This is a genomic window from Streptomyces yongxingensis, from assembly GCF_055597465.1.
The window spans coordinates 307,042-333,467 of sequence record NZ_CM145717.1; the positions used below are offsets into that span (position 1 = coordinate 307,042).

General features: G+C 69.2%; 22 protein-coding genes and 4 pseudogenes. 13 read left to right on the top strand and 13 right to left on the bottom strand.

Annotated features, from left to right (window positions below):
• Positions 1 to 83 precede the first annotated feature (83 nt).
• The 3 genes from ACZ6TD_RS01395 to ACZ6TD_RS01405 all read right to left on the bottom strand — a co-directional run bounded on the left by ACZ6TD_RS01395 (position 84) and on the right by ACZ6TD_RS01405 (position 2,710).
• Positions 84 to 1,220, bottom strand: a complete 1,137-nt coding sequence (locus ACZ6TD_RS01395; RefSeq protein WP_471349242.1) for a sensor histidine kinase — start codon at positions 1,218 to 1,220, stop codon at positions 84 to 86.
• On the bottom strand, positions 1,213 to 1,908 hold the full coding sequence (locus tag ACZ6TD_RS01400; protein ID WP_471349245.1) for a response regulator transcription factor: 696 nt from the start codon (positions 1,906 to 1,908) through the stop codon (positions 1,213 to 1,215). The genes ACZ6TD_RS01395 and ACZ6TD_RS01400 overlap by 8 nt, the downstream gene beginning before the upstream one ends.
• Positions 1,909 to 1,996: 88 nt before the next feature.
• The gene (locus tag ACZ6TD_RS01405; protein ID WP_471349248.1) at positions 1,997 to 2,710 is read right to left on the bottom strand and encodes a VanZ family protein; all 714 of its coding nucleotides are present in this window, start codon (positions 2,708 to 2,710) and stop codon (positions 1,997 to 1,999) included.
• 378 nt (positions 2,711 to 3,088) lie between these two features.
• Here ACZ6TD_RS01405 and ACZ6TD_RS01410 point away from each other — a divergent pair, with 378 nt between their 5' ends.
• A complete protein-coding gene (locus ACZ6TD_RS01410; protein WP_471349254.1) occupies positions 3,089 to 3,691 on the top strand; it encodes a hypothetical protein in 603 nt (200 codons plus the stop codon).
• A 1,622-nt stretch (positions 3,692 to 5,313) separates the two neighbouring features.
• Here the strand turns inward: ACZ6TD_RS01410 and ACZ6TD_RS01415 are convergent.
• Positions 5,314 to 5,472: pseudogene (locus ACZ6TD_RS01415) on the bottom strand (sigma factor); the annotation flags it as partial.
• A 174-nt stretch (positions 5,473 to 5,646) separates the two neighbouring features.
• On the opposite strand from ACZ6TD_RS01415, the gene ACZ6TD_RS01420 reads away from it, so the two are divergent.
• The gene (locus ACZ6TD_RS01420) at positions 5,647 to 6,180 is read left to right on the top strand and encodes an EF-hand domain-containing protein (RefSeq protein ID WP_471349256.1); all 534 of its coding nucleotides are present in this window, start codon (positions 5,647 to 5,649) and stop codon (positions 6,178 to 6,180) included.
• Between the two features lie 384 nt (positions 6,181 to 6,564).
• Here ACZ6TD_RS01420 and ACZ6TD_RS01425 read toward each other — a convergent pair whose 3' ends face one another.
• Genes ACZ6TD_RS01425 through ACZ6TD_RS01440 form a run of 4 tightly spaced genes read right to left on the bottom strand, consistent with a single transcriptional unit; the run spans position 6,565 to position 10,448 of the window.
• Positions 6,565 to 7,116, bottom strand: coding sequence for a hypothetical protein (locus tag ACZ6TD_RS01425; protein WP_471349258.1), 552 nt, complete (start codon positions 7,114 to 7,116; stop codon positions 6,565 to 6,567).
• Between the two features lie 57 nt (positions 7,117 to 7,173).
• Positions 7,174 to 8,328, bottom strand: a complete 1,155-nt coding sequence (locus ACZ6TD_RS01430) for a hypothetical protein (protein ID WP_471349261.1) — start codon at positions 8,326 to 8,328, stop codon at positions 7,174 to 7,176.
• 57 nt (positions 8,329 to 8,385) lie between these two features.
• Complete coding sequence (locus ACZ6TD_RS01435; RefSeq protein ID WP_471349264.1) at positions 8,386 to 8,829, bottom strand: hypothetical protein; 444 nt, start codon at positions 8,827 to 8,829, stop codon at positions 8,386 to 8,388.
• On the bottom strand, positions 8,826 to 10,448 hold the full coding sequence (locus ACZ6TD_RS01440) for a hypothetical protein (RefSeq protein WP_471349267.1): 1,623 nt from the start codon (positions 10,446 to 10,448) through the stop codon (positions 8,826 to 8,828). The genes ACZ6TD_RS01435 and ACZ6TD_RS01440 overlap by 4 nt, the downstream gene beginning before the upstream one ends.
• 274 nt (positions 10,449 to 10,722) lie before the next feature.
• Here ACZ6TD_RS01440 and ACZ6TD_RS01445 point away from each other — a divergent pair, with 274 nt between their 5' ends.
• Positions 10,723 to 11,946: a sensor histidine kinase gene (locus ACZ6TD_RS01445; protein WP_471349270.1), complete on the top strand. Its 1,224-nt coding sequence runs from the start codon at positions 10,723 to 10,725 to the stop codon at positions 11,944 to 11,946.
• Positions 11,943 to 12,674, top strand: coding sequence for a response regulator (locus ACZ6TD_RS01450; protein WP_471349272.1), 732 nt, complete (start codon positions 11,943 to 11,945; stop codon positions 12,672 to 12,674). Before ACZ6TD_RS01445 ends, ACZ6TD_RS01450 begins: the two co-directional genes overlap by 4 nt.
• Before the next feature lie 15 nt (positions 12,675 to 12,689).
• Here the strand turns inward: ACZ6TD_RS01450 and ACZ6TD_RS01455 are convergent.
• Positions 12,690 to 13,155, bottom strand: a pseudogene (locus tag ACZ6TD_RS01455) (transposase); the annotation flags it as partial.
• 221 nt (positions 13,156 to 13,376) lie between these two features.
• On the opposite strand from ACZ6TD_RS01455, the gene ACZ6TD_RS01460 reads away from it, so the two are divergent.
• The 4 genes and pseudogenes from ACZ6TD_RS01460 to ACZ6TD_RS01475 all read left to right on the top strand — a co-directional run bounded on the left by ACZ6TD_RS01460 (position 13,377) and on the right by ACZ6TD_RS01475 (position 17,592).
• A complete protein-coding gene (locus ACZ6TD_RS01460) occupies positions 13,377 to 14,576 on the top strand; it encodes a hypothetical protein (protein WP_471349275.1) in 1,200 nt (399 codons plus the stop codon).
• A 120-nt stretch (positions 14,577 to 14,696) separates the two neighbouring features.
• Positions 14,697 to 15,335 (top strand): annotated as a pseudogene (locus ACZ6TD_RS01465) (response regulator transcription factor); the annotation flags it as partial.
• Positions 15,315 to 16,997 (top strand): CHAT domain-containing protein, encoded by a 1,683-nt coding sequence (locus ACZ6TD_RS01470; RefSeq protein ID WP_471358749.1) that lies wholly within the window; start codon positions 15,315 to 15,317, stop codon positions 16,995 to 16,997. The pseudogene ACZ6TD_RS01465 and the gene ACZ6TD_RS01470, both read left to right, overlap by 21 nt.
• Before the next feature lie 295 nt (positions 16,998 to 17,292).
• Complete coding sequence (locus ACZ6TD_RS01475; protein WP_471349278.1) at positions 17,293 to 17,592, top strand: hypothetical protein; 300 nt, start codon at positions 17,293 to 17,295, stop codon at positions 17,590 to 17,592.
• Between the two features lie 269 nt (positions 17,593 to 17,861).
• On the opposite strand, the gene ACZ6TD_RS01480 is transcribed toward ACZ6TD_RS01475, so the two are convergent.
• Both ACZ6TD_RS01480 and ACZ6TD_RS01485 read right to left on the bottom strand, forming a co-directional pair.
• A complete protein-coding gene (locus tag ACZ6TD_RS01480; RefSeq protein WP_471349280.1) occupies positions 17,862 to 19,283 on the bottom strand; it encodes a hypothetical protein in 1,422 nt (473 codons plus the stop codon).
• 503 nt (positions 19,284 to 19,786) lie between these two features.
• Positions 19,787 to 20,113, bottom strand: a complete 327-nt coding sequence (locus ACZ6TD_RS01485; protein ID WP_471349283.1) for a MerR family transcriptional regulator — start codon at positions 20,111 to 20,113, stop codon at positions 19,787 to 19,789.
• Between the two features lie 616 nt (positions 20,114 to 20,729).
• On the opposite strand from ACZ6TD_RS01485, the gene ACZ6TD_RS01490 reads away from it, so the two are divergent.
• Both ACZ6TD_RS01490 and ACZ6TD_RS01495 read left to right on the top strand, forming a co-directional pair.
• Positions 20,730 to 20,975 carry a hypothetical protein gene (locus tag ACZ6TD_RS01490; protein WP_471349285.1) on the top strand — a complete coding sequence of 82 codons (246 nt, stop codon included), beginning with the start codon at positions 20,730 to 20,732 and terminating at the stop codon, positions 20,973 to 20,975.
• 192 nt (positions 20,976 to 21,167) lie between these two features.
• Positions 21,168 to 21,506: a hypothetical protein gene (locus ACZ6TD_RS01495; RefSeq protein WP_471349286.1), complete on the top strand. Its 339-nt coding sequence runs from the start codon at positions 21,168 to 21,170 to the stop codon at positions 21,504 to 21,506.
• Positions 21,507 to 22,395: 889 nt separating this feature from the next.
• On the opposite strand, the gene ACZ6TD_RS01500 is transcribed toward ACZ6TD_RS01495, so the two are convergent.
• Both ACZ6TD_RS01500 and ACZ6TD_RS01505 read right to left on the bottom strand, forming a co-directional pair.
• Positions 22,396 to 23,163: an SDR family NAD(P)-dependent oxidoreductase gene (locus ACZ6TD_RS01500; protein WP_471349288.1), complete on the bottom strand. Its 768-nt coding sequence runs from the start codon at positions 23,161 to 23,163 to the stop codon at positions 22,396 to 22,398.
• Between the two features lie 94 nt (positions 23,164 to 23,257).
• The gene (locus tag ACZ6TD_RS01505; protein WP_471349291.1) at positions 23,258 to 24,280 is read right to left on the bottom strand and encodes a zinc-dependent alcohol dehydrogenase family protein; all 1,023 of its coding nucleotides are present in this window, start codon (positions 24,278 to 24,280) and stop codon (positions 23,258 to 23,260) included.
• Positions 24,281 to 24,405: 125 nt separating this feature from the next.
• Here ACZ6TD_RS01505 and ACZ6TD_RS01510 point away from each other — a divergent pair, with 125 nt between their 5' ends.
• The 3 genes and pseudogenes from ACZ6TD_RS01510 to ACZ6TD_RS01520 all read left to right on the top strand — a co-directional run bounded on the left by ACZ6TD_RS01510 (position 24,406) and on the right by ACZ6TD_RS01520 (position 26,082).
• Entirely contained in the window at positions 24,406 to 25,302 is an 897-nt protein-coding gene (locus tag ACZ6TD_RS01510) for a helix-turn-helix transcriptional regulator (RefSeq protein WP_471349293.1), read from the top strand.
• A 136-nt stretch (positions 25,303 to 25,438) separates the two neighbouring features.
• A pseudogene (locus ACZ6TD_RS01515) lies at positions 25,439 to 25,789 on the top strand (helix-turn-helix domain-containing protein); the annotation flags it as partial.
• Positions 25,790 to 25,821: 32 nt separating this feature from the next.
• The gene (locus tag ACZ6TD_RS01520; RefSeq protein ID WP_471349295.1) at positions 25,822 to 26,082 is read left to right on the top strand and encodes an aldo/keto reductase; all 261 of its coding nucleotides are present in this window, start codon (positions 25,822 to 25,824) and stop codon (positions 26,080 to 26,082) included.
• The last annotated feature ends 344 nt before the right edge of the window (positions 26,083 to 26,426 follow it).

Consider the following 26,426-nt stretch of genomic DNA (forward strand, 5'->3'; position numbering starts at 1 on the left):
CTTCGCTCCCGCTACTGTTTCGGCATTCGGTCAACAGCGGAACACTTTTCCCGGTCAACGGGCTGCCGAACTATGGGGCAGACTTACCGGTAGTGGGCCCTGCGCGGGGACGCCGCCTGCGGCGTGCCGGGTAGTCGGATCGTGACGAGGAGGCCGCCGGTGGGGCGGGGCGTGAGGTCGAGGGTGCCGTCGTGTGCTCGGACGATGCTGTGCACGATGGCCAGCCCGAGGCCGACGCCGGCATGCTCGTCGGTGCGTAGGCGTTCTGTTCCGCGTTGGAAGGGTTCGGTGAGGGCCGGTACTCGTTCCGATGGGAGCGGATGGCCCGTGTTCTCGACCCGCAGCACGCTCGTGTCGTGCCGAGCTTCGGTGTGGACCGTTACGGTGCCGCCCGCGGGGAGGTTGTGGACGATGGCGTTCTGTACGAGGTTCGTCACCATCCGCAGGATGAGCGCGGCGGAGCCGATGGTCTGTGCCGTCTCGCCGGTGACGTCGAGCGTGATCTGGCGCCTTTCGGCGAGGGGAAGCAGCCCTTCGGCGGCTTCTTCGGCTATGAGGGAGAGGTCGACGGGCTCGCGGGTGAAGCTCCCGCGGTCGGCGCGGCTGAGCAGCAGGAGGGCCTCGGTGAGGTTGATCGCCCGCGTGTTGACGGTGTGGAGGCGTTCGATGAGTTCGCCCTGATCCCGCGTGGGGTCGTTGCGGGCGGCGTCGAGGAGCGCTTGGGAGATTGCCAGCGGGGTGCGCAGTTCGTGGGAGGCGTTCGCGGCGAACCTCTGCTGCTCGGCGACGTGGGACTCGAGTTGTTCGAGCATGGTGTCGAACACGTCGGCGAGTTCGCGGAATTCGTCCTGGCGGCCCTTCATGCGGATCCGGTGGGACAGTGACCCGTTCGCGGCCATCCGTGCCGCGTAGGCGATCCGCGTGAGTGGTGCGAGCATCCGGCCGGCGAGGATCCATCCTCCCAGGAGGCCGAACGCCAGGAGGAAGGCCAGCGCGGTGGCCGCGGCGGGGGCGAAGCCGCGCAGGAGGTCGGAGCGGTTGGGCCCGGTGATGATCACCGCGCCGAACGTCCTCTGGATGGATCTGGGGTCGCCGGTCGGTAGCCAGCGCAGCACGAATACCCAGACCACGGCCAGCAGGAGAGCACCGGCGAGGAGGAGGAATCCGGCGTAGCTGATGGTGAGTCTCAGCCGGGCACTGAGCCCTGGGCGTCTATGCATGAGTGCCGCCGGGGTGGGTGGTGTCCATGCCGGTGTCGATGCGGTAGCCGACTCCGGGCACCGTGACGATGAGCGATGGTTCGCCGAGTCGTTTGCGCAGGGCGGAGACGGTGATGCGGACGGCGTTGGTGAAGGGGTCGGCGTTGTTGTCCCAGGCCCGCTCCAGTAGCTCTTCGGCGCTGACGACACCGCCTTCGGCGGTGACGAGGACCTCGAGCACGGCGAACTGCTTGCGGGTGAGCGCGACATAGCGTCCGTCGCGGAAGACCTCCCGGCGGAAGGGGTCCAGCCGCAGGTCCGCGATCTCGCGGACCGGGGGCCGGGCGTGCGCGCGTCTGCGGTCGAGCGCCCGCAGCCGCAGGACGAGCTCCCGCAGCTCGAACGGCTTGGTGAGGTAGTCGTCGGCGCCGAGCTCGAACCCGGAAGCCTTGTCGTCGATCCGGTCGGCGGCGGTGAGCATCAGGATCGGGATGCCGCTGCCGGAAGCGACGATGCGCCGGGCGATCTCGTCGCCGGAGGGGCCGGGAATGTCGCGGTCGAGGACCGCGAGGTCGTAGGAGTGGATGCTGAGCAGTTCCAGGGCCAAGTGGCCGTCGCCGGCGATGTCGGCGGCGATCGCCTCCAGCCGCAGACCGTCACGGACGGCTTCGGCCAGGTAGGGCTCGTCCTCCACGATCAGCACGCGCATGTCTGAAGCCTAGGCAGCACAACGTATCGCCGACGTATGCAAATTATCGCCGGCGTATGCGACGACGTGTGCACACCGGACACGCGACTCAGCCCGCCGGTACCGGCGCGGGGCCGGGCTGATCGGACGGCGCTTCCGCCGTGGTGCGCCACCAGCGGCGCGACGCCAGCGCGGCCAGCACGGCGCCGACGGTGTTGACCAGGACGTCGTCCACGGAGGACACCCGGTCCAGCCGCAGGGCGTACTGTGCGGTTTCGACCAGGGCCGAGCAGCCCGCCCCGAGCGCCAGGATCCGCGGCACCGACGCCAGCGCCGCGAACCGCATCGGGGCGAAGAACCCCAGCGCCGCGAAGACCAGCAGGTTGCCGACGATCCCGAGCGGTCCCATCGTGACCAGGTCCCGCAGCGGCACCAGGCTCACCCGCGGCGGGACGGTGCCGACCTCGGCACCCGGCATCAGGGTCAGCCACAGGAACGGCACCGTCCCGTGCACCATGCCCACCTCGGCCAGCGACATCCGCCACGCCGATGTGACGCCGACGGCACGCCGACGCCGCGCCAGAGCCCACACCACCAGCGCGGCGGGCGGCAGCGCGACCAACGTCATGAGCACCACACCATTGAACGTATCGAAGCAGCCGTGCCACCGCCCGGCCATGCACCTCGGAGCGGACATCATGAGCGGCCGCCGCACGACGAACACAGCGCCCGCCATGCCGAGGATCACCAGGCCGAGAAGCACGCTCCTGCGCGTGCGGCGGGGCGGTACTGACGGTGCTGACAGGGATGCGTTGTGGTTCATACCCCTATTGGGGACGGAGGGCCGTTGCGGTGGCGTATGCGATTTCCCATACGCCCGCGATACACGGAATCCACGACATCAAGGAACCGGCGCAAAGCGACGGTGAGATGGGCCCGCCGCTGGTGGGCCACCGCGAACGGCCGCACCACAGCCTCTCCCGCCCAATTCACCACGCTCCGCCCCGAGGAGCGGCAGATCTGCCACCTCGGGGCCACCGCATCCTGCCCAGCAGCGAGCTCGTCGACCTGGCCGCTCCGGCATCAAGGCCAGGACAGCTTCGGTCTTTCGTCGGCAGGCATTCGGTCGAAAGGGCGTGTGCTTCCGCGAAGCAGCTCCGGATCCCAGCGCAGCCGTCCACGCCATGGCAGAGTCATGCGCATGCGGACCTTAACGCCAGGGGCGTGCAGACACTTCGTTGCGACCGCCCTCTTCCTGGGTGCTGTCGTGTCTCTGACCGCCTGCGGTGAACAGCGCGGCACGGACGTGGCGGCCGGCTCCTCGACCACATCCCCGAGTTCCAGTCCCAGTTCCCCGGGCGCTTCCCCCTACGTGGAGCCCGGGACCGTCGACGGTGCCCCGCACCACGGCGACAACAATGCCTACCGTCGCTCCGGCGAGATGTCCGCTGCCAGTGCCAGGGACGCGCGGAAGGAAGCCGACCGCATCGAGCCCGTGCTCAAGCGACTCTGGGAACAGAAGAGGTGGGACCCCAAGAGCGTGCGCGCGGCACTACTTGAACTGGGGTACGAAGCGGAGCGGACCGGGCCGAAGGGAGAGCGCCTCGGCGGAACGCTCACCGTACGGGAGATGTATCCACGCTACGAGGTCGACCACAACGTCACGCCCGAAGGAGCCCTGATAGGCATTCGCGTCCACGACGACGCCTGCGTCACGGCGTTCGTGCAGAAGACGAACTTCGAGGTCAAGACCAACGGGCCAGTCATGGAGACCGGCTGTTTCGAGCCGCCCTACGGCCACTGAGAGACGGCGCGGAGTCCTGCGCCGCCAGCCCGCCGGCGCCGGCTCCCTCCTCCCGGTCCTCATCCATCCCGACACCGTGGCCGCCGCCCTCACCGGCACCCTGCTCCGCGCCAGGAGCCGGATCCTCGGCTCCTGCGAGAACGGGCGAGCGTACGGGCGGTCTTGCACCCGGTCGTAGATCCTGCGCAGCCACGGTTCCCGGACAGCGGGGATCCGTGCCGGCGTGTGGAGGAATACGCCCCAGTCGGGCCGAAGTGGCTCCCACGGATGCCGCGGCAGCGGATCGTCGCGTTGAACACCATCAGGCAGTCCACCTGTCACCGGGAGCAGGCGTGGTTCGCCACGACAGGCCAGTTGCTTCCATGCATCAGCGGGCATGGGTACGGTCTTGGCGGTAGTGGACGCGAGCCATCTCTTCCCCGTCTGTGGGTGCTGCGGCACCAGCGAAATGCGGCGCGCCGATTCCCGGGCCGGAAGGCCCGGCCCGGCCGGCGCCACGGTCTTGGCCGGCGTGGCAGCGGGGAGCAGCGTATCGAGTGCGTGGCCGAACGTATCCGTGATCGGGCCGTTGGGAAGAGCCATGGGTGTGCCTTCCGAGGCTGCCAGCAGGTGTGCCGGTGCGGCCCCCACGGCCGCGGCCCATCGTGGGTCCGAGCTGCCATCCGGGGCGGCCGGCGGGTACGGCCTGCCACTTCCGCCATTCCCAATCGGTGGTCCAGCCGGTGGGCTGATTGTCCGGCAGGGCACGTACGGCGTCCGGGGCGAACCGCATCGACTGCCACAGCGAACAGTCGTCTGTACGGGCGGCCACCGGCTGACCGCATTGCGCGCAGGCGAGGTTCGGGCCGTCGCGCCCGTACAGCCCGCAGAAGTGGCCGCCCAGCCGTGCTGCTGGAGACGCTGGCCGACGGCCACGTCACGGAGGCCGTGGCGAAGGTGATCGCCGCGCTCCCTTCGCCATCGATCGAGCGGCTGTTGACGCTAATCGCCGGTCTCCGTCTGTGACGGGCACGATCACCTACCCGCCACCGGACCATGACCAGATCGTCCCGGGCCTGGTGCCGTGGACGAAGGCCGGGATCATCGATGGCTGCGGCTGACGCGGTCGGGCGAGGCCATCACCGGCTACGAGTCCGCCGACGGCGAGCGACAGTGTCGTTCTCAAGGGCACCCCTCCGCCGAGGGCTGGAGCGCGGCGCGCCGGTCACCCGCCGGGGCTCGCGACGAAGCCGGTCGTCGTCGGTACGGCCGCCGTGCTCGCCCTCGCCGCCGTGCTCGCCCTCGCGCTCGGCGCCCTGCTCCGGCGCACCTGGCTCGATCCTCGTCGTCGTCCTGGCGATCGCGGTCCAGTACGTTGTGGCCTCCTTCCCGCCGCTGTCCGACGGCCTGTCACAGTGGCTGCCGCGGGTCACTCCGGCCGCCGGTTTCGCCGCCCAGCAGACCCTCATCGAATATCCGCAGGTCGTCGCCCACTGCGCGCCCCGCGCCGGATACTTCCCGCTTCCGTGGTGGGCCGGGATCGCCGTGCTGTTCGCGTACGCGGTGTCTGGGGCTTGCCCTCAGCCGCCCGCCGCAAAGCGATGAGCGGGCCGAGCGATCAGTCCGCCGCCGTAGGCGATCACCGACATCGCGTACCAGCGGGCACAGGTCTCCCGCACGGCGTCCTCAACCTCGGCCGGCGAACCGAGCAGCCGGTAGGCGAGATTGATCAGCCGGCGCCGCTCGTCGCCCTCTCGAACAACGGCCACCAGTTCTCCGGCATACACAAGTTTCAGGGCGATTCCATCTTTCGAGTGAATAAAGAGGAATACCCACCGTATGAGCAAGCGGTCGGCCGAATAGTGAGCAAGGCAGCCGGATACGAACTTCCGGCCGCGACCAAACACGGCGGATGTTCCTGTCTTCCGCCCAACCGCCCTGAACAGCCCACGGATCGAAGAAGGGTGACAACATTCATGCGCACGGAGGCCACCCAGCGGGTCGCACACGTCTTCTCCCTCTTCGACGCCAACGGCAACGGCGTCCTCGAAGCCGGTGACTTCGACCTCATGGCGAACAACGTCATCGAGGCCGCGCCCGACGCGGACGAGGCAGCGAAGGACGCGATGCGCGCGGCATTCCGCCGGTACTGGACGACCCTCGCCACGGAACTGGACGCGAATGACGACGGCAAGATCAGTTACGAAGAGTATGTGGCCTGCGTGCTCTCACCCGAGCGCTTCGACTCGACGATCGGTGTGTTCGCCGAGGCGCTCGCCGCGCTCGGCGACCCGGACGGCGACGGACTCATCGAACGCCCCGCGTTCGTCGCGTTGATGAGGGCGATCGGCTTCAAGCGCCCGAACATCGACGCACTCTTCGACGCCTTCGGCCCCTCGGACCTGGACCAGATCCAGGTGGCCGTCTGGGTCGCCGGTATCAAGGACTACTACGCCCCGGACAAGGCGGGCATCCCGGGCGACCTCCTGGTCCCGGCCACGGCGGGCTGACCACGGGAACCGACGCAAAGTTCGTGCGCGCCGCCCGGACAACGTCGGCGTGGCCCGGCTCTACACGCCGATGACGGTCAAACAGCCTGCCCCCGGGATCCAGAGCCCGGAGGACTCGATCCATCTGGCTCCGACACGGACCGGCCCATCACGGCAGGTTTTCCTGTGGATCGGCCGGGACCGTGACAGCCGGCCGGAGATGAAGCTGGGCCCGTCGGCCGACACCATGTGGCCGCGCCTGCGCCATACCGTCGATCCGAAGACCGGCGAGCACAGCTCTACTCCTGACACCGCTCCACCGCTCCACCGCCCTGGACGGACTCCGCCAGTGGCGCCGCCCGCCGCGAAGAGCGCGAGGCCCGCGTTGACTTTACGGACAGCGGATCAGACGAGTGCGGCCACCCTCTCGGAGGGCTTGTTGCGCCGCCAGCCCACAGCGAGGTAGGCGAGCATCCCGACGAGCGGGATGGCGCAGACGGTCCAGCTGATGGCCAGGGGCGGGCCCGGCTGGTCGAGCACCGTGACGTTCCGCAGGGTGCCGCGGCCGTGGCCGGCCCGGCCGTCGATGTCGAAGGTGAAGCTCCATGTGCCGGGCTCCGGCAGGGCCTGGACGTCCAGGCCCCAAACATCCCGTTTGCGGGGGTGCCTGCTCAACGGGGTCTCCCGGTCCTCGGCGTCGAGGCCGGGCCCGTCGATGGTGAGCCTGCCCGACTTTCCCGCGATGCCATCGGCCGGAACGAACGTGAAGTCGAGTGACTGCATGGCCCGCAGGGGCCACTCGGAGAACCCGACGGTGACCGTGTAGGGCCCTGCCTGTACCCGCTCGGTATGGACCACGCCGACCGGTGCGTACGCCGCAGCCGGCGCGGTCGACACCGCCACCAGCGCGAGTGCGGCGGCCGCGGCCAGCGCCAGTCGGCGTGCGTGGTCTCCCACCCACCCGGATGCGAAGGCCACGGCGAGGAGGAGCGGTGAACGTGAGGAACGCATGGGTCATCGGCCCTTCGTGACTGATGCGGTGGAGTGCTCGCGCAGCAGGACGGCGAGTCGAGCGGCGAGGTAGCCCGCGAGGACGCCCGTCACCAGACCGGCGGCCGTCATCTTCAGCAGTTCGGCCGATGTCGGGCCGGAATCGCCGAGCAGGGCGCTCTGGATGGGGAGGGAGAGTCCGATCACGGCTCCGCCTCCGGCGCCCATGATCTGCGGCGCGATCCGGCCCGACCAGCCCCGCTTCTTGCTCAGCCACAGCAGTGCTGTGATGGCCGCTGCCGCGAAGAGCATGAATACCGGAATCCCGGAGGGCAGCTCGGGCGGATCGTCGCCGAGGTTGTCACGCAGCGGCAGACCGGTCGCATCGGCGTAGACGCGGGCTGCCCAGGGGGAGAACCACCACAGGATGAACTGCAGGACGCCGAGGGCCGCGGCGATCGTCAGTGCGGTGATCCGCCGGCCGATGGTGAGCGTCCCCAGGATCAGCAGGAGGGTGGAGAACAAGATGGTCCCGACGAGATCGGGGTCCACTGGCAGGGGCAGTGCGCCGAATGCCTTCGTGGTGATGGGGCTGAAGACGATGAGCACGGGGACACTGAGGATCACACCTGCTCGGCCCCACCGGGTGTCGCGCTCCGCGGCGAAGACGATGACGCTCCCCACCATGGAGAAGGAGATCGAGAGGAACAGCCCGATGTGGGGCGGAGAGTCCAGCACGGCGTCGAAGCCGTACAGCGAGTGCCACCACAGGTCCAGAAGCCCGAAGAGAAGGAACAGGGCGGCCCCCGTGCCGGTGATCAGATAGCCCAGCGGGGCCCGGAAGACCCCGCCGAGGACGCGTACGGGTGTGCCGCCGGGGAACCGGTCCACGGACTGGCCGGCACGCTGGGCGGCCGTCGCGATCAAAACCATGGCCAGGCTGGCGATGCCTGCGACGGCGCTGCCGGAGTACAGCATGAGGTGGGAGAGCGTGAAGAACGTGTCCGGGCCGACATCGACATGCCACTGGATGTCCCAGCTGATACCGAACAGGGACATCATGGTCCCGGCCAGGACGGTGTTGGCGGCTATGGGGCCGGTCCTGCCGTCGCGGGAGACTTTGACGGCGAGGGATGACTGGGATGCCCTGCCACCGGTGACGGGTAGTGCTGTGCTCACGGGAATGCCTTTCTCATGACCGTGCGAGCGGTTACTGGCGTTTGCGTGGTCGGTTGTTCAGCCGGAGATCGCCAGAGGAAAGTCGAACTGGTCGCTCCGTGTGCCGTAGTCGACGCTGACGTGGAAGGTCCAGCGCCCCGGCATCATCATGTGGACGGCGGTGGAGTAGCTGCCCGGGCTTTGAACCCGCGCGTGTGCCGCGGGCGTCGCGTGTCCGTGAGTGGGCATGACGGCCTGCAGGGTGATGGTGGGCGGACGTCCGCTTCGCTTTCCTCGGCGGGGAGTCAGGCGGATATCGACGTCCGTGGCGCCGGTGCGGGGCCGGGCCACGGTCAGTGTCACTTCGTCGGTGGCGCTGCCCGCGGTCAGCGAGACCGCGTCGTCCGTCCAGGACGGAAGGAAACCGACGGCCACCAGGGCGAGGGACACCGTCAGCAGCGCGGCGGCGACTCCATACAGAAACCGGACCATGGGGGTACGGGAGGCGGTGCGGGCGCTCACTTCGCTCCTCCCGCCGGGGACACGTGCAGGAGGTAGGGGATGGTCAGGATGGCACTGTCGCGCTCGGCCTGTATCCACACGCGGTAGTAGCCGGGGCGGGAGAAGGTGTACACGAAGGAGGCGTCCGGCCCGTAGGCGGCCACGGTCTCGTCCGCAGGACTGTCGCCGTTGAGGGGCATCAGCCCGCTCATCGAACTCGTCTTCGCCGCTCCCCCGTTGGCGTGCGTCCCGTGCCGCATGGCCGCCTTGTCGTGGGCCGGGCCGCCTCCCACGTCGGGTGCGGAGTGGCCGCTCATATCGCCGCCCATGGAGTGCGCATGGGCCCAGACGGGTGCGTCCTGGGCGGCCCGTCCCATACGTGTGGGGCTGGTTGCGTCCGCCCTGTCGATCGGCCCGACCACGATCATGTGGCCCACCATGCCGAGCCAGGGCTGGAGCGTCGGTGTGTCGCCGACGCGCGCGGTCAGGGTGCTCGCTTCTCCCGCTGTGGGCGTGGGCGCCGACAGGCGCACCGATACACCGTCGATCGTCCGCGTTCCCGGCCCCCGCGGGGCGAGCTCGGCGCGCGGGGCCGGGGCGTCGTCGCGGGCGGAGCCGTCGGCGACGGTCAGGCCGGTTGCCGAGCGCACCTGCTGGACTCCGCCACCGCGGCGGGCGAACTCCGCAGAGACGGCGTAGTGGCCGGCAGCGGGCAGCCGCAGCTGGACCTCGTAGCTGCCGGGCGCGGTGCGTACGGGGTGCAGGTGCCAGAGCTCACCGGTCGGTCCGATGACCAGCAGATGCATCAGGGCACCGTCGTGGACGACGAGATCGTCCGCGGGCAGGCCGGTGGCACCGTCGGTCACGCTCAACCGGAGCGTCCCCCGTTCCGCCGCCCTGGCCGGGTACGAACCCATCTCGAGCGAGGCGGGCGGCCGGGAGTAGTCGTTCGTCACCGGCCGGACGACCGAATAGGGATCGCTGACGTTGTCGTTCGTGGCATCCACCTGCCCGCCCGGCTCGGGCGGCAGAGGCAAGGAGGTGGACAGCAGCGCGGCGGTCACGGCTACCGCGAGCGCGGCCACGACACCTCCTGCCGGTAGCAGTACCCAGACTCCACGCCGGGCCCGTACAGCGACGAACAGGGTCACCAGCATGAGCACACCGGCGGTCACGAAACCGCCGAACACGGCGAGTTCCGGCGGAGACGTGACCTGGCCCGGCACCATGAAGGGAATCCGCGCCGTGCGGGATCCGTCGTCGACGACGAGCTCCCAGGGGCCGGCTCGATCGATGTCCAGGGCGGCGCTGTGGGACCCCGGCGTACTGTCGAGCTTGACCGAGGCGCTGCTGGTGGTGGTTCCCGCCGAGGCACCTTCCGCCCGATCCGCCGACGCACCCGTGGGAACGGTGCCCAGGCGCAGGGTCCCCGCGGCAGTGCCCTGATGGGTGAGCACATCCACATGCAGCGGGCCCGGCAGCCCGGTGACGCGCCGCAGGATGAAGGTCAGGTCGCGGTCGCCGAGCGTCTGCGCAACCTGCAGGTCGCCGCCGGCCGTGGAATCCGCCCATGCGGGGGATTCCACGGTGACGGACAGGCCCAGGACACAGAGCACGGCGGCCGCCACTCGTGCGAACACTCGCGCCGCGCATGACATGCCAAGGCCATTCCGACCGGCGCATCTGCCGCGAACGGATACGGGGGGTGCGTTGTCGTTCACGCGGCAGACACTAAAAACCGCCGCCCCGCGGTGTCATCACGCACCCGAGGCACGTCAGGTCCCCCGCGCGGGGGACAGCGCCTCCCCCGGGCGCAGGAAGGCTTTTCTGTGGCGCTCGTGCACCATAAGTGCATGCCTGGTTCGACCGGCCCCGTACAAGGTGGCATTCCGACCGCACACTCCGCCTTCCGGCATGCCCGCGGTGCGGGCATGCGGACATCCTGAGAGAGGGGCCTTGTCCGTTTCGAATCGGGACCCGAGTGGGTCCCTGACCCGGCAGTCCCTCATGGTGGCGGGCTTCTGCCTGCTCGCGGATACGCTCAGCTTCTCCTTCGAGGGTTCGCATGTGTATCCCCCCGTGTCCTACTGGTGCCTGCTGACAGGGATCGCCCTGGTGGATGCGGCACTCGCGAGTTCAGCCCGTCTTTCGGGAGTTGTCGCTCTCGCCCAGGCGGCACTGGCCGTGGCCGGTGCCCTGGTACTGCCCAGCGGCAGCCCACCGCCGGACATGAACGACGCCGGACTGCTCATCGCGGCCTATCGGGCCGGAGCCTGGCTGAACGGCCGACCGGCCGTCCTGGCTCTCCTCTACCTGGCCGCGGGATCCATCGGGGCCAGGACACTCGGCGGCGCAACCGATCTCACCGAATGGCGCTCCATCCTGCTGAGCGCGGTGAAAGAGACCCTCCTCGCCTGGTTGGTCGGCCGCTACACCACCGCCCGCGGCGCTCATATCGCCGAACTGGAACAACGGGCCGTCCGGGAGCGGGAGATGGCACGGCAAGATCTTGCGAACGCCATCGCCGAGGACCGCAGTGCCATCGCCCGGGACCTCCACGACGTCATCGCCCATCATGTGAGCGCCATCGGTGTGCATGCCGGAGCCGCCCGTCTGGGACTCTCCGTCAAGGAGGCGTCACCGGTGTCGACGGCGCTCACGGCGGTGGAGACCTCCAGCCGAGCGGCCCTCCTGGACCTGCGCCGTCTGCTGGATTTCCTGCACGACAGCCCAGCTGAAGGCGCACGGCAACCGGGTTTGCGCGACCTCGACCAACTCATTGAGGCCGTGTCAGCCGCCGGCCTCGAGACGAACGTCAGCGTCCAGGGCGCCCGGCAGGAACTGGAAGGGTCCTTGGACATCGCCGTCTATCGTGTGGTGCAGGAGATGCTGACCAACGCCCTGCGCCACGGCGACGGCCACGTGGACATCAGCCTGCGCTACGGCACTTCGCGCATCACGGTCACCGCGGTCAACCCGATCGCCGCCGCGGGGCGACTCGTGGAGGATTCCCCACACCGGGGCCTCGAGGGCATCAGCAGCCGGGTCGGCATGTTCAACGGCTTCGTCTCGTACGGACCGGTACACGGCGGAGCCGACTGGAAGATATCCGCCACCTTCTCCATGGACGGCACATGAGTCTGCGTATTCTCCTGGCCGACGATCACGCCATGTTCCGCTCGGGACTCAAAGCGGTCCTGAGCACCCAGGACGACCTGTGCTGTGTCGCGGAAGTGGCCGACGGCCAGGCGGCGGTCGAAGAGACCATCAGGTTGACACCCGACGTCGCCATCCTGGACATCCGCATGCCGCGACTGGACGGACTGCGCGCGGCGGAACGCATCCTCGGCAGGCCGGGCAACACCACGAAAGTCATCGTGCTCACCACCTACGACGATGACGGCTACGTCTACAGCGCCCTCCACATGGGAGTCAGCGGATTCCTCCTGAAGAGCGTCCCTCCCGAGGAGACGATAGCGGCCATCCGCATCGCCGCCAGAGGTGATGCCCTCATCGATCCCTCGGTCACGCGCCGTCTCATCTCCCGCTTCGCCGGCAGCATCGCGCCGCCCGCGTCCTCCACCGAGCTTGAAAGACTGACGGCCCGCGAGCACGAGGTCCTGATGCTCGTGGCCCAGGCACACAGCAACACGGAGATCGCACGCGCCCTGGGTATCGGCGACGAGACGGTCAAGACACACGTCTCCCGGATCCTGGCGAAGCTGGGTCTGCGGGACCGCACTCAAGCCGTCATATACGTGGCTTCCCACCAACTCGTGGCACCGCTTCCGCCTCCGCCACCCGGTACGGAGAAGACGGGCCGCCACGAGGGAAGAACCCGTCGTCGCCGGGCTCCCGGACTGTGATGGCCCACCGGTCGTAATCGACGTTCCGGAGGACTTGGTCGTAGGGGCGAGGCCGGCGTAGGAGGCCAGATGGGCAGCGGTGGGGAAGCCGGAGCCGTCGCCGACGGTGACCAGCAAGGTGGCGGCGGTCCTGACCGCGCCCCCGGAATCGAGGGCCGAGCGTGCCGGTCCCGGGGACGACGACGGTCTGCTCGTCGAGCGCGTCGAAGACCTCGTCGATGAGCCGCTGGGCCATGCGCGGGGCCCTGGGCCGGATCACCTCGACCAGCCCGCGTCGCCCGGCCTTTCGCAGTGCAGTCGGAGACCCGTGGCGTTCCAGCAGCCAGGTCGCTGCGGGGTGGTCCAGGCGCGGCCCCAGGACGCGCTCCAGGCTGGGGTGGAACTGGGCGAGCAGGCCGCGTATCCGGTTGGCGGTGCGGGTGGCCTCGGCCGCGAGGTCCTGGTCGAAGCCGACCAGCACGGTCAGTTCGTGGGATAGTTCGGGCATGGGGGATGACCTTGTTGTGTTCGTGCCGGGGCTCTTCGGCAGCGTGCTTGTGGATACCTCCGGGCGTGCTGTCCGGGCCATAAACCATCGCACGGTTCCCAACACGTCGGCTGGACGGGTGGCGCGCTGGATGAACACGCCGGAAGGGCTGCGAGATCGTGCCCCCTCACCATTCCTGGCAGCACCGGCGTCAACTCGTCAAGGAGCGGCAGAGCATGGATGATCCCGTCTTCGTCATTCATGGGGTGGCCAACCGCGACCAGGAGGGCTTCGCAGCAACGGTCGCCGACTTGCAGACCGCCTCCGGCCTCGACATGGTGCCGGTCTACTGGGGCGATCTCGGAGCCGACGACCGCTTCGTCACAGCGGCGCTCCCGACCCGCCCTGTGACGCTGCCGGGCGCCCGGAAGAGCGGCGGACTGCGGGATGTGAACGAACAACCGAGCGCCGTCGTACCAGAGCCGGCGCTCGCCTCGGCGCCGGCCTCGGACCCCCAGGCACCCGACCAGTGGACACGGGTGGAAACCGCCGTGCGTGAGCGACTCGCGAGCGCGGAGCAGCAGGCCGGTTCGGGCCTGCGGGATGGTCCACACCACGGCGACGCGGACGAGATCCTGGAATACCTGGCCGAGGAATGGCGCACGACCGAGTGGCTACGGCGTACTGACGACCCCATCCTGCTCTTCGAAACAGGCCGGTCCCTGGCCGAGGCCCTCATCGAGGCCGCCGGCCTCTGGGCTGACGGAGCCGGTTCGTACGATGGACTGCGCGCGGGCGGCGAAGGCGAGGGGCGGCTGCGGAGGATGGTGCGCAATCGGCTGCGCGACCTGGACCGGGTCGCCGGGGCCGCGATCCAGGCGGCCGCAGGACGCCTGAACAACGCGCTGCGCACCAAGTTCGGGCCCGGCACCACACGGTTTCTTGGGGACGTTCTGGTCTACCAGCGCCACCGGGAGGCGATCCACGCCCGGGTGCGACAGTCCATCGACAGCGTGGACCCCGCCCTCGGGCGCACATCCGACCGTCCGGTGCGAGTGGCCGCCCACAGCCTTGGCGGAGTCATCGCGGTCGACATGGCCACCGCAGCCACCCCCTTGTGGACGTCCTCACTGGTGACCTTCGGCTCCCAGGCGGCGTTCCTCCACGCATGCGACCCCCGAGGCGGTCAGATCCTGCCCTACTCGGGCAATCGGCCGGTCGTCCTGCCTCCTTCGCTGGCCCGCTGGACGAACCTTTGGGAACCACTCGACATGCTGGCCTTCGTCGCCGCCGGGGTGTTCCAGCTCCACGACGGCAGCGCTCCCGTGGATATCTGTGTGCCGCACCCGGCAAGCACTGGCGTGTGGACGCACTCCTCCTACTGGGACCTGCCGTCGGTGGCATCGGAGATCAGCACAGCGATGGCCGATCAATAGGAACAGCCCGAAGATGACCGTCATCGGCCGACGCCGATTCCGCGGTGACGGTCAGCGGCCGGCCGGAAACACCTCACCAACAGGAAAGGGGCCGAAGCCGTGGCACGCAGCGTAAAGGTGATGGTCGTTGACGACCATCCCATGTGGCGTGATGCCATCACCCGTGATCTGGTCGAGTCCGGTTTTGACGTGGTCGCCACAGCGAGCGACGGCGAACAGGCGGTGCGCCGTGCTCAGGACGTCACCCCTGACGTCGTCGTACTCGACCTGAACCTGCCCGCCAAGTCGGGCGTCCACGTCTGCCGGGAGCTGGTCGGGGCCCATCCCAGACTGCGGATCCTCGTTCTGTCGGCCGGCGGGGAGCACGCGGACGTGCTGGAGGCGGTGATGGCTGGTGCCATCGGGTGCCTTGCGAAGTCGGCATCGCGAGCGAAGCTGGTCGGCGCCGTGCGCCGCACGGCCGTCGGGGACCCGGTCGTCACGCCCGGCCTTGCCGGCCTCGTCCTTGGCGAGTACCGCCGTCTCGCTTCCGAGCCCACCGTCTCGGTTGCCTTGGAGCCGACGGCTCCGCGCCTGACTGATCGCGAGACCGAGATACTACGCCTGCTCGCTAAAGGGCTGACGTACGAGCAGATCGGCGAGCGTCTGGTCATCGCGCATCGTACGGTGCGGAACCACGTCCAGAACGCGATCGGCAGGCTCCAGCTGCACCAGCGAGCGGAGCTTGTGCGGTACAGCATGGAACGCCATGTCCGCGACGCGGCGGTAGCCGGTACCACGAGGGATGACCGGTATGAGTGGGCGCATTCATCAGAGGTCCCTCCCGACACGCACAGGGCGGAACCGCCCGCCGTTTCCTCCGGCGGGGCCGGCAGCGGCACTTGGCCCAGCGGCTCCCTGGGCAGCTACGGTCCCGTTCTTCCTGACGGCCAAGGTGTCATGCCGGAGACCGAACCTGGTGAACCGCACAGGTTGACGGCTGAACTCGCCGAGCAGGCACCACCGGGCCGGGAGGTGCCCTTGCAGGTCCAGGTGACCCGGGGCGCTGGGGGTGCCGGTGCGGCATTGCGCGAGTTCCATGTTCCAGCTGAGGGGGCACGGCTGGTCATCGCCGTGCACGCGCCGGGGCTGTTGGCGCTGGGGGATCTGCAGCAGGAGGTGACCGTGATGCCAGGCCGAGACTCGGATGTGGTGCGCTTCGGTCTGCGGACCACGGCGCCGGGGCTGCACACCGTGACCGTGCGGGCCTTTCGTGGCGGTACCTTCCTGGGCGAATTGCGAGCCCAGATCTCCGTACAGGCCGACACGCCCGCCCGCGACGGCCCGACCCGTAGCGCACCGCTGACCACACTGGCCTTCGACCCGGGTGAGGTGACCCTGCAGGTCCTCAAGGGATCCGATGGGGCCCACAGCTTCCAGCTGCTCAGCGAGACCACCTACGCGCCCGAGTCCTTCCGCCTCGTGGCCGGGAATGCCCATGGTGCCCGTGAGCTGATCTACGACGAGCTGCGTCGCACTGCTGCGGCGGCCGGACCCGGCGGGGCTACAGACCAGGCCCATGCGCATCGGCGACTGCGCAACCTCGGCGTGCAGCTGTGGGCGAGCGCCGTACCGGACGCCGTACGACGCCAGTTCTGGGAGGAGGCCGACCGGATCACCTCACTGACCGTGCTCGGTGAGCACGATGCGGTGCCGTGGGAATTGCTGTATCCGCGCGACCGCGATCAGGAAGGGGATGGCTTCCTCGCCGAATGGCTGCCCGTGGTGCGGCGGGTCTTCGGTCAGGAGCGAGTACGTGAACTGCCGCTGCACCGGGCCGCGTTCGTCGTCCCCCCGGGCTCACCGCCGGAGGCGGAACGTGAAGTGGCTGCCCTGCGCGACAGATTGGGGAAGGCCGTCGCCGACTTCGGCACGTTGACTCAACGCAGCGTGGTGAGCGACCTCATCGATCAGGGGGCGGCCGGGTTGCTGCACTTCGCCTGCCACAACACCTTCACCAGTTCCGGCTCCCGCGTCACCATGGCCGATGGCCCCTTCGACCCGCTTGATCTCGCTTACGCAGCCCAGTCCGGTGCCTTGCGGACCACGCACCCGCTGATCTTTTTCAACGCGTGCCGCAGCGCCGGCGAGATCGATTGGTTCGCGACGAGCTTGGGGTGGGCACCTCAGTTCTTGCATGCCGGAGCCGGGGCGTTCATCGGCACGCTGTGGCCGGTGCGCTCGGATTCGGCGCTCACGTTCGCTGACACCTTCTACAACCGACTGGTGACGCGGGGTCGGACACTGGGGCAGGCATCCTTGCAAGCACGGCAGGCCATCCGCGACCAGGGAGGGGACCCGACCTGGCTGGCGTATGTGGTCTACGGCAGTCCCGCCGCACGTGCCGTCGTCCCCGAAGCCGGCGTCAGCACACCTGATTAGGCGACGAGGGAACGCAGCCTCGCCACCGCTTCATCGGCCCACTCGTCGCCGCCGGCGCTGTCTGCCAGCTCGGGCTCATCGGCACCCTCAACGTCGGCATGGTGGCGATGCCTCTCACGGCCCTCGTGAGCGTCGTCGCCCGTCGAGGGGCAGCCGCGGAGCTTTTTCCTCGTTGTTCATACCAGCGTGGCCAGAACCTGGCGGATGCACCCGACCATGGCTGTGACGGGCCCCGCCCGCTCCGACCTGCGCGAGTCACACTTTCCGTGTGGATCCGGCGTTGGTGGGAGCGGTCATGACCGTTCTCGCCAGCTTGGTCAGCGGTGTGGTGAAGCTCGCTCACCGATGGCTGGAGCAGCAGGTGGAGTTGGCGCGTATCGCCGAGGCGGGGCTGACCGAGCGCGTCCGTTCGGCTGCCTCCCGAGGGGCGATACAGGAGTCCGCACAGGGGCACCAGGTGTGGGCTGTCGCGTCGTCTGCTGAACCGCTGGAGACGGTTGCGGTTTCTCTGCCCGGTCGGGAACTCGCGGAAGGGCTCCACCAGGACCAGTTCCCGGCCCTGGTGCGCTTCCTGCTGCTGCAGGGTGCCTCGTAGGCGGAGGCGCAGGATGCCGCTCAGGCCGCCTTCACTCAGATATGTGCTCCCGGCCTGTCGATCGCCTACCCGAAGGCGTGGCTACGCACAGTGGCGACGCGCTCGTGGCTGCGTCAGCAGGTCAAGCCTGAGGATGTGGGTGCGGATCCGCCGGAGCGGTGACGAAGCTCCGCAACGCCCTGGAAGTCGCGCAGGGCGAGAACCTCGACGTCCGCCAGCTCCTGGCCCGCCATGAAACCGGCTGAGCAGATGGCGGCACCACGCGAGGGTCAGCTCACGGACGCACTCCAGCCGGCTCCGGCCGCGACGAGCAAGGCCCCCTGGCACAGGTCAAGGCTGCAGGCACCAGTGGGCGCCCCCACCTGGACGAGCGAGCCGGGGCCCTGGAAGGCATCGGTGCGAAGGTGGAAGGTATCGGGATCGGCACAGCCGAGGGTACGCAGTCGCCAGGGCCCTGAAGAGTTCTCGTCGATGCGGGGCGGCAGGGCGAGCTGGAGCTGCGCGGCGGCCGGACGCTCTGTCTGGTAGTCGGTGTGCGCTGCCGTCCAGGCGGCCATGACGAGACCTGCCTGCGGGGGCATACCGAACACGGGCGAGCCGCCGGCGAGGGAGGGAGGTCTTCGTTCGGGAGTCCGGGGTGTCTCGATGATCTCCGGGCGGCCTGAGTGTTCCCTGAGAACAGCGGCGAACCAGCGGGTGAGGTCCGGGCCGCCTCGGCCGGCCCAGGCTCGGACCACGTCGCGGAAGGCCGCCTCACGGCGGCGGGCGCCGCGCTGCGCCCCGGCGGCCAGGATCGCTTCACCCGCTCCTGAGAAGGCTCGGCACAGCTTGAGCACAGGAACGTGATCGGCGCGGGCGGCGTAACGCACCGAGCGGAGTTCCCACATGGCGTGGCGTAGAAGTACGGCGGCAGCGTGCGCGTCGGAGCCCAGGTCTCCGCCTGGCGGCCGACGCGGACGGCCCGACCGGCTGGTGCGGGGAGGAGTGACCGCGTCCGCGCGTCGACCGGCGGCCGACAGGTGCCATGAGCGGTCGTCCAGGCGATACTCGCCACCGGCGGCGCGGAGCCGACCGCCCGGACCCAGGAAAATCCCGATCTCCGGCACTCCTGCTTCCAGGATCACTCCCAGCGTGTCGGAAAGGTCGAAGGAGATGTCTGTGACGCCATCCAGCCACACGTTCAGCAGGGCAGGCGGCGCGGGCTCATCGACGGCGAACGTGCGATCAGCGACAAACTGGAGAAAAGCGGTCAGGCGAGTACCGGCACGCTCTACCTGGAGGTGGCGGACGGACGCCGTCGCCAGATCGTAGTCGGCGACCAGCGCATCCACGTTCTGGCGCGTAAGCCGGTATTGCGGTGTCATGACGTGTCCGCGGTAGTCGCGGCCTGGGGTGTGCGGCTTGGTCGGTGGCAAGAGCGACTCGATCGCGTACCCGGCGATCGCGGCCTGCTCGGTCATCCACGTGCGCCGCCGCTCGCCGAGACCGGCCATCCACTCCAGTACGGTCATCGCCCGTCGCTCGCGTTCACCGGCGCTGGATGTGCTTACGGCCCAGAACAGTGGAAACAGGTTGTTGTCCCACACATCCGATGCCGCGCGAATAGCTTCCCGGTCGAACAGGCGGACGTCTGTCGCGGCCTCCACCATCTGTTCCACTGAGCGGTCCAGCAGCGCGGCCAGCACGGACATGGCCGACGCGGGACGCATGGGCGAGCGCGGCGCATCGGACGGTGGAGGGGTAGGTGTGGCCACCTCGTGATCGTCGCACACCCCTGGACGTGTCCATGAGAAAACGTCAGCGGCATGCCGCTGACGCCATGAGCTGTTTGAGGTCGAACTCATAGCGTTACAAGTACGGATATCATGTGATCAATTCCAGGCTGCGGGCGCTCAATCCGCCATTTCGGCCGGTCGCCAGGCGAAGCACTCAGCCACAATTACGTGACTGAGCGCTCGACCTGGCCGTGAGTGCTTCAGGTTGCCCGACTGAGCGTGATAGTTGGCCCGGCCCGCCGGTCGGCCATGCGTTGGGGTGTGAAGAGTTGGCCAAGTGATGCAAGGCTCATGAACCACGGTGCGGCGGATGGGCCTGGTTCACGCTGTAGGCCCGGCCGGGGGGCAACGTCCGCCGTCGCGGGTCAGGTCGTGCGCGCAGCGGTGATCAGCTTGGGCAGGCCGGTCTCGAGACGCCGTTACGAGGTGGCGCCGCGGGTGCGCAGTTCTTCGTTGATGCGCTGGGCTTCTTCGAGTTGGTCTTCGAGGATGATGATGCGGCAGGCGGCTTCGACAGGGGTGCCGGCGTCGACGAGTTCGCGGGCGCGGGCGGCGATGCGCAGCTGGTAGCGGGAGTAGCGGCGGTGGCCGCCTTCGGAGCGCAGTGGGGTGATCAGGCGGTGCTCGCCCAGGGCGCGGAGGAAGGCGGGGGTGGTGCCGAGCATGTCGGCGGCCCGGCCCATGGTGTAGGCGGGGTAGTCGTCGTCGTCGAGCTTGTCGACGGGGCGGGTACTGCGAGGGGGCATAGACCTCTTCTTCCATAGGGACGCGTCGAGGGGCCCGAGTGCCGTACTGGCACCCGGGCCCCGAGCTTTCAACACCATCTGCCAGCTGACCGCGCCGGCCTTCTTGTTCCGCTGGTCCGCCTGGGAGGGCGGAGGCGCGGGGATCGCGGCTGCGTGACCGGGGACCACCTTCCAATCCGGGGTCTGCGGTACCCGAGCGGTGTTCTGCCTCGCCCGGGCGATCCTGATGGCGTCTGCTCCTTACCTCATTCGGTTACACGGTTGTACTGCTGGATATCACGGGCACTGCATGCGGCCCCTGGGGCCGCTCGGCCCGGCAGCCAGTGAAGGAACCCCCTTGTCCGGCCCCGCCACTCCACTGCCGTTCCGCGTCCTGCTCGACCTGCTCGCACGGCAGTTCATCTCTGCCGTGCCCTCTTCGACTTCTTGGGTACGAGAAAACACTAACCCCTGCACACATCCATGTCTACTCTCGCCATGACAGATTTTCTCAACAGCCAGCGATGGGACTTCTACCTCGTACGCACCCGGAAGAGTGCCATCCGGGGTTGCAGAATGGCCCAGCGGGCACAAGCTCAGCCCGGCGGCACAACCGACCCAGGCGGGGTGTGAGCGCGTGAATGACACGACGACAACCAGCACGACAGCCCCCAGGCCCCCTGTCGTCGTTGAAGACGACAGCCCCGCCGGCATCCCTCGCGCCCGCGACGTCGCCCGTGCATTCACCGACAGCCCCGGCCCGGCCCCGGCCCCCGAGACCGCGGAAACCCTGGCCCTGGTGGTCTCCGAACTCGCGGCCAACGCCCTGCGCCACGGCGGCGGCCACTACACCCCCACCTCAGCGCCACCGCCGACGCGGTGAACATCGCCGTCAGCGACCTCAACCCGGGGCGCCCCGACGCGTGACCAACCTGCGGAGGGCCAGGCCACCTCTCACACTCAGCCGGGCCACCTGAAGCACTCACGGGCCAGGCCGAGCGCTCAGGCCCAATGACTGCCACTCCGGGCGCCGGTTCACCGCCCACAAGAATCGAACGGGCGTATGGTTCCGGCTATGGCCAGAGCCTACGACCTCCCCCCGGACCTGCTCGCCGCGCAGGACGAACTCCACCAGGTCGCCGCCGCCCTCACCGCGCTCCTCGAGGGCCTTCCGTGGTCCGTTGAGCCGCACCCGGGATTCAGTGACCCCGACATCTGGCGCCCGCGGCAGCGCCCCGCGACCGATGGCTGGTCCGAGGAGGACCAGAAGGAGGTACATCGGCTGCGGCACCGGCAGCAGGAGCCGACCATCACCGTCGTCACCCACGCCTTCTGGGCAAACTTCGAGGGCCCGGACCTCGTCACCGCGCGGATGCGGCTCAAGCACACCCACGCCGCCACCCCCGCCGCGTAGCCGTGGACGCCTCCAGCCCCGACACCCCGGACCCGGACGCCCCGGGCCTCCGGCGTGGGGTCGAGCTGGCTGACGGTCAGAGTGCCACAGCCCAGGCCATCGGCCGCCTCGACCGCCGCGGCGCCAGGGGCGGCTGAGGGTGGACAAGGTGGTGACGGTTACGTTGAGGCGGCTGGAGGGCGCCGAAGCGGCAGCTGCCGCTTCGGGCTGCGACAGGAGGTCGGTGGCGATGAAGGTGCGCCGGGTCGGCGCTGTACGCGACTCCGGCTCGGCGGGTATGGCAGCGGATTCGTGCGGGACGGGATCGGTGGGCATGTGGGGAGACCTTCGTGTCGTGGAGAGGGTCAACAGCACAGCGGTGGCGCCCGTGCGGGAGAGGGCATGGCCGGATGCCTTTGGAGGCCAGGAGGCTGATACGGACTTCAGGGGCCGTATGAGCGTGAAGCGGGTTCTTGGCGACACCCGGTGTGTAGACGGTTGAGGTGACGGACCGGCCCAGGTGGTGCTTACTGGGCGGTGTAGCCGCCGACGATCGCGCCGTTGCCCTGCTCCCGCATGTGGCGCGATCCGTGCTTCCCGCTTGACCCGATGCCGCGCCGGTCGATGCCTTGGGCGCGGCGGCGGATGGTGCTCGACCGATGGGGCCTGGTGCCGTCTGCGAGCTGCCACGGAGCTGTGTCCGAGCCTCCGGACCCCGTCAGAGGGCCACCGGACACGCTCGGGATGGCGGTTGCTTCCAAGGGGCACTTCACGGGGCATCCGCAGTCGGCGAACAGGAAGTGCCTGTCCGACGGCGGACAGCCCCCACGCACATCCCGCTGCCTCCGCTTCGACACGAGCCCCAACTTCCGCTGCGGCCACGTCTCTACGCTATGACGGCAGACTCGCATCAGTGGACGGTGAAGCCGCCATCGACGGGGAGAGCTGTTCCGACGACGAAGCTGGCACCGGGGCTGCACAGCCACAGGACGGCTGCCGCGACCTCGTCCGCTCGCCCCAGTCGGCCGATGGGCTGTTCCTTGATGATCCCTGCCATGGCCTCGGCCTGGTTCTCGACCATGTCGGCGACCATCGGGGTGTCGATGACGCCGGGACATACAGCGTTGATGCGCACGCCCCGGGGCGCGTACTCGACCGCCGCACTGCCGGTCAGGCCGATGACGCCGTGCTTGGAGGCGTGGTAGGCCGCTCGCTCGGGCAGTCCGACGAGCCCGCCCAGGGACGAGCAGTTGACGATGGCGCCGCCGCCCTGCTCTCGCATCTGTCGGAGTTCGTGCTTCATCGCCGCCCAGACGCCGCGCAGGTTGACGGCGTTGACCCGGTCGAAGGAGTCGGCCGTCTCGTCGGCCGCGTCGGTCGGCGGCACCTGGATGCCGGCGTTGTTGAACGCCATGTCCAGGCGGCCGTACTCCGTCACCGCGTGCCGCACCGCCGCTTCCACTTGCTGTTCGTCGGTGACGTCGCAGACGACACCGATCGCCCGTCCGCCGCTGCCGGTGATCTCTTCGGCCGCTTTGCGGACGGCATCGGGGTCGCGGTCGGCCAGGACCACGGCGGCGCCGGAGTCGGCGAAGGCGCGGGCGGCGGCCAGGCCCATGCCCGAGGCGGCGCCGGTGACCAGGGCCACCTGCCCGGAGAAGTCGTAGGTGGGGTTCATGATGTTCTCCTGTCGAATCAAAGAGGGGGTTCCGCAACCTGCCCAGGCGCTTGGAGGTCCCGGGCGAGGACGGCTGGAACCGGTGAATGAGGGGTCAGGGCTTCAGCAGAGTCTTGATGGCACGGCGCTCGTCCATCGCCTTGAACCCCTCTGCGGCCTGATCGAGCGGGAGGGTGAGGTCGAAGACCTTGCCCGGGTCGATCGTGCGGTCCCAGATGAGCTGGATCAGCTCGGGCAGGAACCGGCGCACGGGAGCGGGGCCGCCGTGCAGATGCACTTCGGCGAAGAACAGTTCCTCGCCCGGCAGCTCAACCCCGTGGGCCACGCCCACGTATCCCACGTGTCCACCGGCGCGGGTGGAGCGGATGGCCTGCATCATCGATTCCTGGGTGCCGACGGCCTCGATCACGCTGTGGGCGCCGTACCCGCCGGTGAGCTCCTTGATCCTAGCCACGCCCTCGTCGCCGCGCTCCGCGACGATGTCGGTCGCGCCGAACTCGCGGGCGAGGTTCTGCCGCGACGCGTGCCGCGACATGGCGATGATTCGCTCGGCACCCAGCTGCTTCGCGGCCAGGACAGCGAGCAGACCCACGGCTCCGTCACCGACCACGGCCACGGTCTTGCCCGGCCCGGCCTCAGCGGCCACGGCGCCGAACCAGCCCGTTCCCAGCACATCGGAGGCGGCCAGCAGCGAGGGGATCAGGTCGTCGTCCGGTATGCCGGGGGTGGCAACGAGGGTGCCGTCGGCCAGCGGCACCCGCAGGTACTCCGACTGCGCCCCGCCGGCGCCGACGAACTCGGCATGCGCGCACCGTGACTGGTAGCCGGCCTGGCAGATCTCACAGGTGTTGTCCGACGCGAAGAACGATCCGACGACGAAGTCACCGACCGCGACGCTCTTCACTTCGTCGCCGATCTCGGTGACCACGCCGACGTACTCGTGACCCGTCGGGGTCGGCTGTGTCACTTCGTTGATGCCGCGGTAGTCCCACAGATCCGACCCGCAGACGCACGTCGCCGACACGCGGATGATCGCATCCGTCGGCGCGACGATCGCGGGGTTCTCGCGCTCTTCCACCCGGACATCGCCCGGGGCATACATGACAGCTCCACGCACTTGGCAGACATTCCTTTTCGCACAGATCTTCTGGGTTGCCCAGTCACCGTGCCTCGCCTCGCGGATGCCTGCCAGGCACTCTCAGGGACCCCCACAACGGAAACAGGCGTCCTAGCCTTGAAGGCATGGAGTTTCAGCAGGAGATCCGGGGCTTCCTCATGAGCCGCAGGGCGCGGATCACACCCGAGCAGGCCGGGCTGCCCCATGTCGGAGGCAACCGCCGCGTCCAAGGACTGCGGCGCGAGGAAGTCGCGATGCTCGCCGGCCTCAGCGTCGAGTACTACACCCGCATGGAGCGCGGCCAGCTCGGTGGCGCGTCCGAGAGCGTCCTCGACGCGATCGCCCGAGCGCTGCAACTCGACGACGACGAGCGTGCCCACCTGTACGACCTGGCCCGCAACGTAGCGCCCGGCTCACGCCGCAAGCGCCCCAAGCGCACCTCACCGATCACCGCGTCGGTGCAGCAGGTCCTCGACTCCATGAGTGTGCCCGCCGTCGTCCAGAACGGCCGTCTCGACCTCCTCGCGGCCAATGACCTGGGCCACGCTCTGTACGCCGACCTCTTCACCATGGGCCAGCAGCCACCGAACTTCGCCAGGTACGTGTTCCTCGACCCGCGTGCCGAGGATTTCTACGCCGACATCGACGAGGCGAAGAATCTGCTGGTCGCGGTACTCCGCGCGACCGCCGGGCGTGACCCGCTGGACAAGCAGGTGACCGGCCTCATCGGCGAGCTCTCCGCCCGCAGCACCGATTTCAGCACCCGCTGGGCCAGACACAACGTGCGCCGCCACTCACGCGGACGCAAGACCGTCCACCACCCGGCCGTCGGAACGATGGACCTCGCGTACGACGACTTCGCGCTGCCCGGCGACCCGCACGTCACCATCACCACCTACACCGCAGACCCCGGCACGGCCAGCGCTGACGGTCTCACCCTGCTGGCGACCTGGGCCGAAACGCAGAAGCAGCCGCAGACCATCAGCGACGACGTACGCCGTACTCGCCCCCGTCACCGTTAGGTGTTCGATCTGCTCAGCCAGTCACCTCCCGCCCGCCGTGGTCTGCCGAGACGGCACGGCCACGTTTCGCGGCTCGCCTGCGAGGGGTACCGACAGGGACCCCCACCGGCCGCTTGGTCTTCCTACGCTGGGAACCATGGACGATCAGGCCGAAGTCAGCGCATTCCTCAAGTCCCGCCGCGCCAAGATCACACCCCAGCAGGCGGGCCTGCCGGTGTACGGGCAGCGGCGGGTGCCCGGGCTGCGGCGGGGCGAGGTCGCGATGCTGGCCGGGATGAGCGTCGAGTACTACACACGCCTGGAGCGCGGCAACCTCGCCGGGGCCTCCGACAGCGTCCTGGACGCCCTCGCCCAGGCTCTGCGCCTGGACGACACCGAGCGGGACCACCTGTACGCACTGGCACGGGTGGCAGGCACCGGCTCTGCCCGTGGACGGCGCCGGCCGAAGAAGGCGACCGTGCGGCCCGGTGTGCTGCGCATCGTCGAGGAGAAGGCGGCCGGGGCTTCTTCGACAACCCCGTGCTCAGCGACATCGCCCGCGCATACGACAAGTCCGTCGCCCAGATCGCCCTGCGCTGGCTCGTCCAGCTCGGCATCGTCGTCATCCCGAAGTCGGTACGGCCCGAACACATGGCAGAGAACATCGGCGTCTTCGAATTCCAGCTCACCGACGACGAGATGACACGCATCGCCGGCCTGGACACCGGCCGCAGCCACATCTTCGACCACCACGACCCCGAAAAGGTCGCGTGGCTCGGCGGGGTGCGGTTCGACGCCTGATGCCACGTCTCACCTCCCCAGTCGCCCGCCGCAGCCTCTTCCCCGCCACCAGGTGGTCGGCCGGGGCGCCGCCCGGACGCCCCCTCCGCAGGAGCCGTTCGGCCCCGAGGTGGCTCCGGCCGGAGCCGACTGGCTGACCGTCAACGTATGGACACCGGATCCGGGTCCGGCCGCGCGACGCCCGGTCATGGTGTGGACATCGCCGAGACTCTCGTCGGCGGGATCGGACCGCGCCCGACGGTGGCCGCCTTGTCCGACGTGGATCCGCGCAAGCTGGCCGAGGCCGGGGCGGCATTCGTCCCCCGGACGCGCGAGTATGCCCACCGCTGGGGCCCCACGGCGTT

Coding starts and splice junctions, on each gene's coding strand:
- ACZ6TD_RS01395 (WP_471349242.1), bottom strand. CDS start 1,220: ATGCATAGACGCCCAGGGCTCAGTGCCCGGCTGAGACTCACCATCAGC.
- ACZ6TD_RS01400 (WP_471349245.1), bottom strand. CDS start 1,908: ATGCGCGTGCTGATCGTGGAGGACGAGCCCTACCTGGCCGAAGCCGTC.
- ACZ6TD_RS01405 (WP_471349248.1), bottom strand. CDS start 2,710: ATGAACCACAACGCATCCCTGTCAGCACCGTCAGTACCGCCCCGCCGC.
- ACZ6TD_RS01410 (WP_471349254.1), top strand. CDS start 3,089: ATGCGGACCTTAACGCCAGGGGCGTGCAGACACTTCGTTGCGACCGCC.
- ACZ6TD_RS01420 (WP_471349256.1), top strand. CDS start 5,647: ATGCGCACGGAGGCCACCCAGCGGGTCGCACACGTCTTCTCCCTCTTC.
- ACZ6TD_RS01445 (WP_471349270.1), top strand. CDS start 10,723: ATGCCCGCGGTGCGGGCATGCGGACATCCTGAGAGAGGGGCCTTGTCC.
- ACZ6TD_RS01450 (WP_471349272.1), top strand. CDS start 11,943: ATGAGTCTGCGTATTCTCCTGGCCGACGATCACGCCATGTTCCGCTCG.
- ACZ6TD_RS01460 (WP_471349275.1), top strand. CDS start 13,377: ATGGATGATCCCGTCTTCGTCATTCATGGGGTGGCCAACCGCGACCAG.
- ACZ6TD_RS01470 (WP_471358749.1), top strand. CDS start 15,315: ATGGAACGCCATGTCCGCGACGCGGCGGTAGCCGGTACCACGAGGGAT.
- ACZ6TD_RS01475 (WP_471349278.1), top strand. CDS start 17,293: ATGACCGTTCTCGCCAGCTTGGTCAGCGGTGTGGTGAAGCTCGCTCAC.
- ACZ6TD_RS01480 (WP_471349280.1), bottom strand. CDS start 19,283: ATGTCCGTGCTGGCCGCGCTGCTGGACCGCTCAGTGGAACAGATGGTG.
- ACZ6TD_RS01485 (WP_471349283.1), bottom strand. CDS start 20,113: ATGCCCCCTCGCAGTACCCGCCCCGTCGACAAGCTCGACGACGACGAC.
- ACZ6TD_RS01495 (WP_471349286.1), top strand. CDS start 21,168: ATGGCCAGAGCCTACGACCTCCCCCCGGACCTGCTCGCCGCGCAGGAC.
- ACZ6TD_RS01500 (WP_471349288.1), bottom strand. CDS start 23,163: ATGAACCCCACCTACGACTTCTCCGGGCAGGTGGCCCTGGTCACCGGC.
- ACZ6TD_RS01510 (WP_471349293.1), top strand. CDS start 24,406: ATGGAGTTTCAGCAGGAGATCCGGGGCTTCCTCATGAGCCGCAGGGCG.